This is a genomic window from Opitutaceae bacterium TAV5 (genome assembly GCA_000242935.3).
Taxonomy (GTDB): domain Bacteria; phylum Verrucomicrobiota; class Verrucomicrobiia; order Opitutales; family Opitutaceae; genus Geminisphaera.
The window spans coordinates 4,427,852-4,440,024 of the sequence record CP007053.1 but is presented as its reverse complement, the minus strand read 5'-3'; the positions used below and the strand labels follow the sequence as shown (position 1 = coordinate 4,440,024).

Sequence of the window (12,173 nt, the reverse complement as noted above, 5' to 3'; positions counted from 1 at the left end):
CCTCCGTGTCTTCGTGCCTCTGTGGTTAATTTCCGGGTTAACCCGGTCACTTCGATTTCGCATCCGTCTGCGGCCGCGGGAACAGGATCGCCGTCTCGGCCACCTTCGAGCCGGTGAGGCGATCGCCCCACACGAGTTCGTCACGCCAGCCGGCGCCGGCGGCGCCTTCAGGTCCGGCCGCCGGTTTGTATCCGAGGACACCGTACACCTTTTCGACCGTCGCGGGCATCACGGTGACGAGCAGCGTCACGCCCAGGCGCAGCGCCTCGGCCATGGTGGCGAGCGAGGTGCGCAGCAGGGCCTGATCGGCCGCTTCGGCGGACTTGCCGAGTTTCCACGGCGCACGCTGCTCGACGTAGCGGTTGGTCGCGGTGATGAAGCCGAAGGTACGCTCCAGCGCGATGTGGAACTGGAAGCCTTCGCTCAACTCGATCACTTCGGCACGCGTTTTCTCCCAAAGCGTTTTCAACTCGGTCTCGGGCGCGAGCGCGGCAGCGTCGAGTCCGTCCGCTCCGTCAGGGGCCGCCGCCGGAATCACGCCGCCGGCGAAGCGGTTGGTCATGTTGAGCGTGCGGTTGACGAGGTTGCCGAGGTTGTTGGCCAGTTCGGCGTTGTAACGGGCGAGGAACTGCTGGAGCGAGAAATCGCTGTCCTGCCCCACGCTCATCTCGCGGATGAGAAAATAGCGCAGCGCATCGACGCCGTACTGGTCGGCGAAACTCACCGGCTCGACGAAGTTGCCGGTGCTCTTGGACATCTTGCTGCCGTTGATCGACCACCAGCCGTGGGCCAGCAGCGAGCGCGGCGGCTCCACGCCGAGCGCCTTCAGCATGATCGGCCAGTAAACGGCGTGCGGCGGCACGAGGATGTCCTTGCCGATGACGTGGAAATCGGCCGGCCACACGCCCGGCTTGTCGATCACGGCGGAGTAGTAGTTGACCAGCGCGTCGAACCACACGTAGGTCACAAAATCCTCGTCGAACGGCAACGGGATGCCCCATTCGAGACGGTCCTTCGGACGCGAGATGCAGAGGTCGTTGAGCGGCTCGGCCAGAAACTCCAGCACCTGCTTCTGCCGGTAGCGCGGGAACACAAAATCCTCGTTGGTCCTGAGGAAATCGACCAGCCAGTCCTGGTAAGCGCGCAGCTTGAAGAAATAGTTGCTCTCGGTGATTTCCGTGACGTCGCCGAAAATCTCCGGCCAGGTGCCGTCGGGGTTGCGGTCCTTTTCCTGTAAAAACTGCTCCTGGCGCGTGGAATAAAAACCCTTGTACTCCGCTTTATAGATTTCGCCCTTGTCATGGAGTTTTTGCAGGAGCTCACGGACGACTTTCTTGTGACGCGGCTCGGTGGTGCGGATGAAATCGTCGTTGGAGATTTCGAGTTTGGCACACAGGGTGCGGAATTCTTCGGAGACCTCGTCGCACAGTTGCTGCGGCGAAATGCCGCGTTTCCGGGCGCTTTGCTGGACCTTCTGGCCGTGCTCGTCCACGCCGGTGAGGAAATACACCCGGTCTCCCATCGCGCGCCGGAACCGTGCAATAACGTCCGTCAGCACCTTCTCGTAGGCATGGCCGAGGTGCGGCGAACCGTTCACATAGTCGATCGCGGTCGTGATGTAGAATGTCTTCTTCATGCGTGGAAACCGTCCGAGGAAAACGGGCGGCGGACAAATGTCGAAGATTTTGCGGAAGACCCGCAAGGCGCTCAGCGCCAGGCGTAGTTGAAACTGATGCTGATGCGTTCGTCGTCACTGCGGTTGGCGGCGACCTCGTGGCGGAGCCAGCTCTCGAACAGGATCACGTCGCCGGCTTGCGCGGCGAACGTAGGGTGGGGCCGTTGCGCGGGCGGCGCGCTGGCGAGCCGGGGGGGCGCGGCCATGAAACGGTCGAGCCGCGGGTCTTCGAACTTGAGCCCCGGGCAGCCGGCCGGCGTGCGCACGTAATAGGTGCCGCTGATAAACGAAAGCGGATGCAGGTGAAGCGAATGCGCTGCGGTCGGCGGCATGATATTCACCCAGCAATCGGTCATGAAAACCTCCCGCCCGCGCAGGTCGAAATGGAGCGCCTTCGCGTAGGCGCGCACATGGCGGCCGATCTTTTTTTCGAGGTCGGTGAACGTGCTGGAAAAATGGTGAAGCTCGTTCATCGAGGCGTAGCTGGTGTAGCCGCCGGGGTAGTTTTTTTCGGACCATTTCCGGCCCGCGTCGTCGAATTCCCGCAGGCGCCCGCATTCGTCGGCGAGTTCGTCGTTGAGCCGGGCGAGGCCGTTTTTCTGCAACGGCGTGTGATAGATGAGCGTCGGAAACCAGGCGGTGACGGCGTGGGTGGCAGGTGGGATCGCGGACATGAGTGTAGCTGTTGGCGGTTGGTGTTGCGCGAAAAACGCCCGCCCTGCAATGCCGCACCTGCCGGAGGTGCGCCGGTCCGCAATTACCCGAGCAGCCGGATCAGCGACGCAAAATCGTCGTCCGCCCAGCCGCGCGCCTCCGCCTCGGCCAGCCGGGCGCGCACCGCGGCCAGCAGCGGAAAGCCCGCCGCCTCCGCCGTGCCGGCGGCCAGCCGCATGTCCTTGTGCATGTGTTTCACGGAAAACTGCGGGGCGAAATCCCCCGCGCGCAATTTTGGCTCCTTGAGCGTCACGAGGCCGGAATGGCCGACATTGCGCGCGAGCGCGCCGAAAAACGTGTCGTCGCCGATGCCGCCCCGGCGGGCGAGCGTGAGCGCCTCCGAAATGCCCTCCATCTGGATCGCAAGATTGAGGTTCATCGCGAGTTTCAGGATCGTGGCCTGCCGGTTGTCGCCGATGTGTAGTCGCGTGGCCGATACGAGGGAGAGCACCGGCTCCAGTTCGGCGATCAGCGCTGCGTCGCCGCCGAGATAAAAGACCGTCTTGCGCTCCTCCGCCGCCGGCTTGCTGCCGGTGAACGGCGCTTCGAGGTAGCGCGCCCCGGTGGCCGCGACCCGGTCGCGGAAACGCGTGCTGCTGTCGGGGTCGATCGTGCTCGACTGGACGACGACCTTGCCCGGCCCGAGCGCGGGCAGGATGCGGTCGATCACGCCCTGCACGGCCGGAGGATCGGCCACGACGATCTGCACGATGTCGGCGGCCGCCGCCACCGCTTCGGGCGTGTCGCGCCATTGCGGGAAATCCGGCTGCGGGGTGCGGTTCCATGCGCCGGCAAGAATGCCGGCCGCGTGATAGTGGCGAGCCCAGATGCCGCCGATGATGCCGAGTCCGAGAACACCGATTTTTTTGCTCATGATGATCGGTCCGGAATATAGCCCACGAAACACACGAAAGGACACGAAAAATCAAAAAGATCAAAAAACCGGAAACCCGGAAAACGGTCTGGCTGCGGCTGACTGACAGGACGTGCCTCCGGTCAACATTCCTCCCCGTATGACCGGTATTTTTTTCGTGTCCTTTCGTGTGTTTCGTGGGCCCGCTCCGTGAAAATTCACACCCGCACTTCCTGCCACGCCCGCTCGGCCAGCGCGGTCGAGATGTAGCGTTCGCCGCAACTGCAGGCGACGGTCACGATCGCCTTGCCCTCGAAGTCGGGGCGCGCCGCCACCTGCAACGCCGCCCAGACATTCGCACCCGTCGAGATGCCCCCGAGGATGCCCTCCTGCACGGCAAGCTGGCGGGCGGTGTTGAGCGCATCGTCGTCGGTCACGGCGATGATCTCGTCGATGATCGAGGTGTTGCAGTTCTTCGGCACGAATCCGGCGCCGATGCCCTGGATCACGTGACGGCCGGCCTTGCCGCCCGCGAGCACCGGGCTCGCCGCCGGCTCCACCGCGATGGCGCGCATCTTGCGACGCGACTTGATGACTTCCGCCACACCCGTGATCGTGCCGCCCGTGCCCACGCCGGCCACGAAGGCATCCACGTTGCCGCCGGTGGCTTCCCAGATTTCCTCGGCCGTGGTGCGGCGATGGATCTCGGGGTTGGCCGGGTTTTCAAACTGCTGCGGCATGTAGCCGCGCTCGCCGTGTTGCGCGAGGATGGCGTTGGCCTTGGCGATGGCGCCCGGCATGCCCTCCGAGGCCGGCGTGAGAACGAGTTCGGCCCCGAGCATCCGGAGCAGCACGCGGCGCTCCAGCGACATCGTCTCCGGCATCGTCAGGATGAGCTTGTAACCGCGCTGGGCACAGACGAAGGCCAGGGCGATCCCGGTGTTGCCCGACGTCGGCTCCACGATGACGCTCTCCGGCCCCACCTTGCCCTCCTTTTCCGCCGCTTCGATCATCGCGCGGCCGATCCGGTCCTTCACGCTGGAACACGGATTCATGAATTCGTTTTTCACATAAATCGTCCCCGGCAGCTTTGCCGCCATGCGGCCGAGCTTGATGAGCGGGGTGTTACCGACGGTGGAAACAATGTCCGGGAAGAGGGAGGATGCCATGACCGGCAACGTGGCCGGATGCATTCGCGAGGTCAATGCGGACGTCGCCGCCGGTGCCATGCCACGCCGGATGCGACTCCTGCGGATCACCGTTGCACAAATACGCTGCGCAGCTTTCTTTCCTCCAACGATTGACCACTTCCGAGAGCCGACCCGCCATGGCGATGCCTCCATCCCGCAGCAACGACAGTTCCGAGACGTCCGGACTTCCCGCCTCCATGCAGGCCTGGAAGCACACCGACCGTGAAACCGTCGAGGATGTGCTGCGCGCCATGCTGGAATGCGAATACCACCAGCAGACCGCTTCCGACGAACGCCTTGCCGGCCTCACCGGCGCCTCGCGCGAGGCCGTGCTCCACGCCCTTGCCCGCGCCCGCGAGGCCGGACTCGTCGCCACCGGCGACAACGCCGCCGCCACCCGCCCCACGCCCGCCGGCAGCGGCGGCCGGGGGCTCCTCCCGGCCGGTCGCGAGATCGCGCTCCTCATCATGCGCGCGCACCGGCTCGTGGAAACCCGGCTCGCCCGCGAATCCGGGCTGCAACCCGAACGCTGGCACGAGCTTGCCCATACCGCCGAACACCGTCTCTCGCGCGACGAAGTCAACCGCCTCGCCGACCGGCTCGACAACCCGCGCTTCGACCCGCACGGCGACCCCATTCCCACCCGCGAGGGCCACTGGCCCGGCGCCGGCGGCCGCCCCCTGCTCTCCTGGACGCCGGAGACCCGCGGTGTGATCGACCACGTCGAGGACGAGCCCCCCGCCCTCTTCGCCCGGCTCGCGCGCGCCGGCGTCTATGCCGGCATGCGTTTCACCCTCCACGACATCCACCCCGCCGGCTGCCGCCTCACCATCGAGGCCCGCAAGTTTGACCTGCCGCTGGAACTCGCCGCCATGGTCCGCGTCCGCCCGCCGCTCGATTCCGAAAAACCCGTCCCCGCCGGAGCCTGCCGCCTTTCCGACATCGGCCCCGGCGGCAGTGCCGACGTGCTCCTCCTCCTTCCCGGCTGCATCGGGGCGGAACGCTCGCGCCTGCTCGATCTCGGTTTTGTGCCCGGCAGCCGCATCGAGTACGCCCTGCAAAGCCCCTTCCAAGGTCCGGCCGCCTTCCGCGTCCGCGGCACCCTCGTCGCCCTCCGCCGCGAACAGGCCGACCAGGTGCTGGTGGCGGCAGAGCCGAAACCGGCGCCCGGAAACGCTGACGCGCTGAAAGGCTGAAATCCGGACCTCCAGGCAACCGGAACATCGTTCGACCCAACCAATCCTCACACACCACATCGCTCACTTCATTTCAGCGTTTCAGCATTTCAGTTTTCAGCATTTTCCGAATGTCCTCCGCCTGTCCGCCATCCGCCTGCTCCACCTGTGCTTCCGCCCCGCGCGCGGGCCTTGAACGGCTCGGCGTCAACCTCGACAAGTGGGACAGCGTCATCGCCCTGGCCGGCAACCCCAACACCGGCAAGAGCACCGTGTTCAACCGCCTCACCGGCCTGCGCCAGCACACCGGCAACTGGCCCGGCAAGACCATCGCCCGCGCCGAAGGCGGTTTTGCGTATTCGGACCGTCGTTACAAGATTGTCGATCTCCCCGGCACCTACTCGCTCCGTTCCGCCAGCCCCGACGAAACCGTCGCCCGCGAGTTTATCCTCTTTGGCCAGCCCGACGTCACCGTCATCGTCGTCGACGCCTCCTCCCTGGAGCGCAACCTCAACCTCGTCCTCCAGGTGCTCCAGATCACCGAACGCGCGGTGCTCTGCCTCAACCTCATGGACGAGGCCCGCGCGCACAACCTCGTCATCGACGCCCGCCGCCTCGCCGCCGACCTCGGCATCCCGGTCGTCCCCTGCGCCGCGCGCGGCGGCGAGGGCATCGATGCGCTCCTCGCCGAAATCCACGCGGTCGCCACCGGCGCCGTCACCTGCAAACCCTACCGTCTCCGGCTCGAGGTTCCCGGCCTGCGCGAGGCGCTCGACGACATCACCGCGCGTCTGAAAAAAAACTTCCCCGCTCTCGCCCATCCCGAATGGATCGGCCTGCGCCTGCTCGAAGGCGACCGCTCCATCGCCGACCTTGTCACCGCCGCCGCCGCTAACGCGGCGGTGATCGTTCAGGGTTCGGAGTTCAGTGTCCAGAGTTCCGAATCCCGCGTTCAGGGTTTCGACGAACTCGCCACTCCCCCCGGCCTCCCGACTCCACAATCGACAACAAACTCCAAACCCCAAACCCTGAACCCTGAACCGGGCGGCGAAGCCGCCGCCATCGTGGCCGCTGCCGAGGCCATCCGCTGGAAACTCCCCTCCAATTATCAGGACCGCCTCACCGAGGCCATCTATGCCGAGACCGCGCGCATCGTCGGCCGCGCCGTCGCGCGCAAGGGCGCCTCCCGTCGCCTCGACCTGCAAAATCGCCTCGACGCCCTGCTCACCGGTCCGTGGACCGGTTTTCCGGTCATGGGCATCGCCTTTGCCATCGTGCTCTGGCTCACGATCAGCGGCACCAATGTCCCCAGCGCTCTCCTCGGCGACCTGTTCCTCGGAAAGGTGTATCCGTTCCTCCACAACGTGGCTCACGCGCACCTCTGGTCCTGGCTGGCCGGGCTGCTCGTGGACGGCGTGTACCTCGCCACCGCCTGGGTCGTCAGCGTGATGCTCCCGCCGATGGCGATCTTTTTTCCGATCTTCACCATGCTGGAAGATTTCGGCTACCTGCCCCGCGTCGCCTTCAATCTCGACCGCCTCTTCCAGCGTGTCGGCGCGCACGGCAAGCAGTCGCTCACCATGGCGATGGGTTACGGTTGCAACGCCGCCGGCGTCATCGCGGCCCGTGTCATCGACTCACCCCGCGAACGGCTGATTGCGATCATCACCAACAATTTTGCCCTCTGCAACGGCCGCTGGCCCACACAGATCCTCATCGCCACGATCTTCCTCGGCGCGCTCGCGCCGGCCGGGCTCGCCGGGTTCACCGCCACCGCCGCGGTCTTCGGTGTGGCCGTCCTCGGCTTCGTCCTCGCCCTGCTCTCGTCGTGGCTCCTCAGCCGCACCGTGCTGCGCGGCGTGGCTTCGACCTTCAGCCTGGAACTCCCGCCCTACCGCCCGCCCAATATCCTGCGTACCCTGTACACCTCGCTGATCGACCGCACGCTCTTCGTGCTCTGGCGCGCCATCGTGTTTGCCGCGCCCGCCGGCGCCGTCATCTGGCTCGTGTCCAATGTCGCCATCGGCAACCAGAGCCTCGCCGCCTGGCTCGTCGAAGGGCTCGATCCGTTCGGCTGGTTCCTCGGCCTCAATGGCGTCATCCTGCTCGCCTACGTCATCGCCATTCCGGCCAACGAAATCGTCATCCCCACCGTGCTCATGCTGACGGTTCTCGTCACCGGCCATGCGGCTCCCGGCGGCGAGGCGGGCGTGCTCTTCGAGACGGACAACGACAGCGTGAAGACCCTGCTCACCCACGCCGGCTGGACAGTCCTCACCGGCGTGAACCTGATGCTCTTCAGCCTCTGCCACAACCCGTGCAGCACGACGATCTACACGATCTACAAGGAGACGCGTTCGGTGAAATGGACCGCGCTCGCCACCTTCATGCCCGTCGTCATCGGCTTCGTCCTCTGCGCCGCCGTCGCCCTCGCCTGGCGCCTGCTGCAATGACCGGAGGCCAGAGGACAGAAGACAGAGGCCAGAGGCTAGAGCCCGGAGGACAGATTTCAACGATGACGACTGCTGTTTTTCTGGCCTCTGTCTTCTGGCCTCTGTTTTTCTGGCCTCTGGCCTCTGGCTTCTGTCTTCTGTCCCCCATGCCTTCCGCCCGCCCAACCCAACGCGACATCGCCCGCGCCGCCGGCGTCACCCAGGCCACCGTTTCCCTCGCCCTCAACAACCACCCCCGCCTCTCCGCCGATATCCGCGAGCGCGTGCAGGCCATCGCGCAACAACTCGGCTATCGCCCCGACCCCTACCTCGCCGGCCTCTCCGCCTACAAAAAACAACTCCGTCCCCGCGGCTTTCAGGCCACCCTCGCCTGGGTCAGCAACTACCCGCCCGGCGGACGCGACTGGCGCGACATCACCACCTTCAAACACTACTTCGAAGGCGCCACCGCCCGCGCCGCCGAGCTCGGCTACCAGCTCGAGGCCCATGACCTCGCGGCTCCCGGCATGACGCCCGCCCGCATGGAGCAGATCCTCCGCGCCCGCAACATCCCCGGGATTCTCCTCGCTCCGCAGCCCGAACCGCTCATGCGGCTCGACCTGTCTCTCGACCGTTTCGCCAGCGTGACCTTCGGCTACTCGCTCGTTTCCCCGCGCCTGCACACGGTCACGCACCACCACTTCCGCTCCACCGAAACGCTTCTCCGCACGCTGCGCGCCCGCGGATATCAACGCATCGGCCTCGCTCTCGAGGCGGAAAACGAACTTCGCACCGAACGCATCCCCAGTTCCGCCTTTCTCAGCGAGCAGCTCGACTGGCCTGCCTCGCAGCGAGTCCCGCTGCTCAACGTCCCCAACCTTACCCGCGAGCGCTTCCTGTCCTGGTTTTCCCGTTACAAACCCGACGTCGTCGTCACGCTCTGGGATTTCGCGTATCCGTGGCTCGCCGACGCCGGCGTCCGCATTCCCGACGACACCGGCATCGCGCTCCTCTCCGTGCGTCACCGCGACGGTTTTTTCGCGGGCATGTGGGAAAACCCCGAAATCGTCGGCGCCCGCGCCGTCGAACTGCTGATCGACCTCGTCCACCGCAGCGAACGCGGCATCCCCGTCCTCCCTTCCTACCTCATGCTCGAAGGCACCTGGCTGGAGGGAAAAACCATCCGCTCCCGATGAACGCCCCCCGCCCCTCCCAGCGCGACATCGCCCGCGCCGCCGGCGTCACCCAGGCCACCGTTTCCCTCGCCCTCAACAACCACCCGCGCCTTTCCGCCGCGATCCGCGACCGCGTCCAGGCCATCGCCCGGCAACTCGGCTACCGGCCCGATCCTTACCTCGCCGGCCTCTCCGCCTATCGCCGGCAACGTCGCCATCCCGGCTTCCAGGCGACCCTCGCCTGGCTCACCGGCTTTCCCGACGGCGACCGCGGCTGGCGCGCCATCTCCACCTTTCTCCATTATTTCGAAGGCGCCAGCCAGCGCGCCGCCGAACTCGGCTACCGGATCGAAGAACACAATCTGGCGCGCCCCGGCATGACCTCCGCCCGGATGGAACGCATCCTCAGAGCCCGCAACATCCCCGGTATCCTTGTCGCTCCGCAGCCTCACCCCGGCGCGTGCCTCGATTTTCCCTTTTCCCGTTTTTCGTGCGTGACCATCGGTTACACGCTCGCCGCCCCGCGCCTCCATATGGTGACCAACCATGCCTGGCGCTCCGCCGACATGCTCATGACAGAAATCCGCGCCCGCGGTTATCGCCGGCCCGGTTTCGTCATGGAGGCCGAAGACGAACTGCGCATCAAACGCCTCTTCTCCTCCGCCTTCCTCCGCACGCAGCACGGTCTCCCGGCATCCCGTCGCCTGCCTCTCCTCGAAAAACGCAATCTCGACCGGGGCACCTTTCTCCGCTGGTACCGGCGCCACAAGCCCGACGTCATTGTCACGCTCTGGGATCTCGTTTACCCTTGGCTTGCCGACGCCGGCATTCGTGTTCCCGAAGAGGTCGGACTCGCCCTGCTTTCGGTACGCGAGACCGGTGACCCCTTTTCCGGCATGTGGGGAAACCCTTTTCTTGTCGGCGCCCGCGCCGTGGAACACCTTGTCGATCTCGTCCACCGCGGCGAACGCGGCATTCCCGAATCCCCGTCCTGCCTCCTCGTCGAGGGTTCCTGGCATGAAGGCCGCACCCTGCGCGCGGCACCTCAATCCACGGCCAGGTTATCAGTATAACCGTCGCCACATTTGGCAGACCCGCCGGCCGCGCTACGGTGGGTCCCATGCCCCCCGCATCCTCTTTCATTCGCCTGTGTTGCCTGTGCGGCGCCCTTGCCGTGGCCGGCGCGGCGACCGCCACCGCCGCCCCGCTGTTCGAGGACCCTTTCAACAACACCGCCAAAGCCGAGCGCTCCCTCGCCTCCATCGGCTGGTCCATCGCCAACACATCCTCGATTTCGGCCCCCCTCGCCATCCCCGCCAAAGGCAAGGGCAACGCCTTCGGCGTCCTCAGCGCCGCCCCCGGGACCGGTGACGGACAACCCGGCTACATCTGGACCTCGGTCGGCTCCGGCCAGATACGCATCTTCACCCGGCCGATATCCGGCCTCCCCCTCCTGACCGTCAGCTCCATCGGCACGATCACGTTCGATGCCGTCGTTTCCAATAGTGGCATTGTCAATACGCACATCCTCGTGCAGCTCGGCGGCAAGGACTGGTATCTTTCCGGTGTCGAACACCGCCCCGTTGCGGTCGGCAACCGCAAAAGTTTCTCCGATGCCCCCGACCCTGCGGCCGTCCGCCAGACGCTCGACTTCACGCCCGCCGCCGCCGGCTGGCAAAGCCTGACCCTGGCCGAAGACAGCCCCCTTGCCCTTGTTCCGGCCTCCGCCGACCTTCCCGCTGCCGCCCTCGTGACCGGCATCGGCTTCCTCGTCCACAACACCCGGGCCGACAAAGGCGGTGTCGTTGTCCGCCTCGACACCCTGGCCATCAGCGGCCGCACCGATGGAAAACCCTGAACACACGCGACTCCCGCCGAAAATACGTCCCCTCTCCGTTCCCCCCCCGGCTCGCAACCGGTTATCAGAATAACCATTCAAACCATTGGTTCCTCTTCCGAACCCCATACAAACCCGCACCAGCCCACCCGATACCAACCCTGAATCACCGACCGCCAGCCTCCACGCCTTTCATATGAATATGAACCACACACTCCACAAAACCCTGTTCCTCGCTGCCACCCTCGCCAGCCTTACCGCCACGGCGACAGCCGCGACCGTGCTCTACAGCCAGACCTTCGAGGCCTACGTCAATCCCTCGAGCGGCAATAATCAGGAGAAAAAATTCAACGAATGGGTCACCCTCACCAACCAGACCGGTTGGGCCTGCTATGACAACTCCACCGGCCTGCTCGCCGCTGGCGGCACGCCAGTCGTGCAGACGGGTTCTACCATTTACACCAGTGCCTCCACCAAAGGATTTACCTATCGATATGCGGCCCTCGATATCGCCCTCGCCGACTATCAAGACATCACCCTCTCCGTGGACACTGTCCAGACTTCCAGTACACAGCTAAGCCGCATGCGGTTTCTCATCCAGCTCGACAACGGCAACTGGTACGCCTCCACCACCCTGCTTCGTCCGATCAACAACTCCAGCTGGACGATACCGGAAGGCATCTCCCCCAACCTCGGCATCACCTTCACCACCGCCAAGGAAAACTGGTCCCTGTTCACAATGAACACAGACGACGCCGAGACGACCGACGTGAATGAAGCGGGCGTCGTACTGACCGCCCTCGACGCCGACCTCTCGGGAGCCAAAATCACCGGCGCAGGATGGTGGGTCTACACAGCAAGTTCCACGGTGATTACCCGCTTCGACAACTTCCAAATCGCCGCCACCCCCATCCCCGAACCTGCCGCTGCCGCCCTGGCGCTCGCCGGTTCCGCAATCTTCCTCTGCATCCTCATCCACCGCTGCCGCAGACCCGCGCCCTGACTCTTGGGTGCGAGAGCCATCCATTTTTCCAATTATTATTCAACGTTTAGCGCTCAGTTCCCGGCGTCTGATTTTCTGTAGTTTGCCTCTTGTATCTTACCTCCTTTCCTCCTTCCCCA

General features: G+C 65.3%; 11 protein-coding genes. 7 read left to right on the top strand and 4 right to left on the bottom strand.

The genetic code is table 11. The annotated features are described in order from the left end of the window. Nucleotides 1-46 precede the first annotated feature (46 nt). The 3 genes from OPIT5_19015 to OPIT5_19005 form a co-directional block, all read right to left on the bottom strand. Complete coding sequence (locus OPIT5_19015; GenBank protein AHF92005.1) at nt 47-1,636, bottom strand: methionyl-tRNA synthetase; 1,590 nt, start codon at nt 1,634-1,636, stop codon at nt 47-49. 71 nt (nt 1,637-1,707) lie between these two features. Further along, the gene (locus tag OPIT5_19010; GenBank protein ID AHF92004.1) at nt 1,708-2,349 is read right to left on the bottom strand and encodes a hypothetical protein; all 642 of its coding nucleotides are present in this window, start codon (nt 2,347-2,349) and stop codon (nt 1,708-1,710) included. Between the two features lie 83 nt (nt 2,350-2,432). Then, nucleotides 2,433-3,263 carry an oxidoreductase gene (locus tag OPIT5_19005; GenBank protein ID AHF92003.1) on the bottom strand — a complete coding sequence of 277 codons (831 nt, stop codon included), beginning with the start codon at nt 3,261-3,263 and terminating at the stop codon, nt 2,433-2,435. Here OPIT5_19005 and OPIT5_19000 point away from each other — a divergent pair. Then, entirely contained in the window at nt 3,262-3,369 is a 108-nt protein-coding gene (locus OPIT5_19000; GenBank protein ID AHF94527.1) for a hypothetical protein, read from the top strand. The genes OPIT5_19005 and OPIT5_19000 overlap by 2 nt on opposite strands. A gap of 91 nt (nt 3,370-3,460) precedes the next feature. On the opposite strand, the gene OPIT5_18995 is transcribed toward OPIT5_19000, so the two are convergent. Then, nucleotides 3,461-4,411, bottom strand: a complete 951-nt coding sequence (locus OPIT5_18995) for a cysteine synthase (GenBank protein ID AHF92002.1) — start codon at nt 4,409-4,411, stop codon at nt 3,461-3,463. Between the two features lie 158 nt (nt 4,412-4,569). On the opposite strand from OPIT5_18995, the gene OPIT5_18990 reads away from it, so the two are divergent. The 6 genes from OPIT5_18990 to OPIT5_18965 all read left to right on the top strand — a co-directional run bounded on the left by OPIT5_18990 (nt 4,570) and on the right by OPIT5_18965 (nt 12,054). Continuing rightward, on the top strand, nt 4,570-5,628 hold the full coding sequence (locus OPIT5_18990) for an iron dependent repressor (GenBank protein AHF92001.1): 1,059 nt from the start codon (nt 4,570-4,572) through the stop codon (nt 5,626-5,628). A gap of 110 nt (nt 5,629-5,738) precedes the next feature. Continuing rightward, entirely contained in the window at nt 5,739-8,060 is a 2,322-nt protein-coding gene (locus tag OPIT5_18985; protein AHF92000.1) for an iron transporter FeoB, read from the top strand. Between the two features lie 146 nt (nt 8,061-8,206). Next, entirely contained in the window at nt 8,207-9,235 is a 1,029-nt protein-coding gene (locus OPIT5_18980; protein ID AHF91999.1) for a LacI family transcriptional regulator, read from the top strand. Beyond that, nucleotides 9,232-10,287, top strand: coding sequence for a LacI family transcriptional regulator (locus OPIT5_18975; protein ID AHF91998.1), 1,056 nt, complete (start codon nt 9,232-9,234; stop codon nt 10,285-10,287). The genes OPIT5_18980 and OPIT5_18975 overlap by 4 nt, the downstream gene beginning before the upstream one ends. A 47-nt stretch (nt 10,288-10,334) precedes the next feature. Then, on the top strand, nt 10,335-11,072 hold the full coding sequence (locus OPIT5_18970; GenBank protein AHF91997.1) for a hypothetical protein: 738 nt from the start codon (nt 10,335-10,337) through the stop codon (nt 11,070-11,072). A gap of 175 nt (nt 11,073-11,247) precedes the next feature. Then, on the top strand, nt 11,248-12,054 hold the full coding sequence (locus OPIT5_18965) for a hypothetical protein (protein ID AHF91996.1): 807 nt from the start codon (nt 11,248-11,250) through the stop codon (nt 12,052-12,054). Nucleotides 12,055-12,173: the final 119 nt, after the last annotated feature.

Bases quoted from the DNA above. Each gene is read 5' to 3' on its own strand.
- OPIT5_18985 (AHF92000.1), top strand. From the start codon at position 5,739: ATGTCCTCCGCCTGTCCGCCATCCGCCTGCTCCACCTGTGCTTCCGCC.
- OPIT5_18970 (AHF91997.1), top strand. From the start codon at position 10,335: ATGCCCCCCGCATCCTCTTTCATTCGCCTGTGTTGCCTGTGCGGCGCC.
- OPIT5_19015 (AHF92005.1), bottom strand. From the start codon at position 1,636: ATGAAGAAGACATTCTACATCACGACCGCGATCGACTATGTGAACGGT.
- OPIT5_18990 (AHF92001.1), top strand. From the start codon at position 4,570: ATGGCGATGCCTCCATCCCGCAGCAACGACAGTTCCGAGACGTCCGGA.
- OPIT5_19005 (AHF92003.1), bottom strand. From the start codon at position 3,263: ATGAGCAAAAAAATCGGTGTTCTCGGACTCGGCATCATCGGCGGCATC.
- OPIT5_19010 (AHF92004.1), bottom strand. From the start codon at position 2,349: ATGTCCGCGATCCCACCTGCCACCCACGCCGTCACCGCCTGGTTTCCG.
- OPIT5_18965 (AHF91996.1), top strand. From the start codon at position 11,248: ATGAATATGAACCACACACTCCACAAAACCCTGTTCCTCGCTGCCACC.
- OPIT5_19000 (AHF94527.1), top strand. From the start codon at position 3,262: ATGATGATCGGTCCGGAATATAGCCCACGAAACACACGAAAGGACACG.
- OPIT5_18980 (AHF91999.1), top strand. From the start codon at position 8,207: ATGCCTTCCGCCCGCCCAACCCAACGCGACATCGCCCGCGCCGCCGGC.
- OPIT5_18995 (AHF92002.1), bottom strand. From the start codon at position 4,411: ATGGCATCCTCCCTCTTCCCGGACATTGTTTCCACCGTCGGTAACACC.
- OPIT5_18975 (AHF91998.1), top strand. From the start codon at position 9,232: ATGAACGCCCCCCGCCCCTCCCAGCGCGACATCGCCCGCGCCGCCGGC.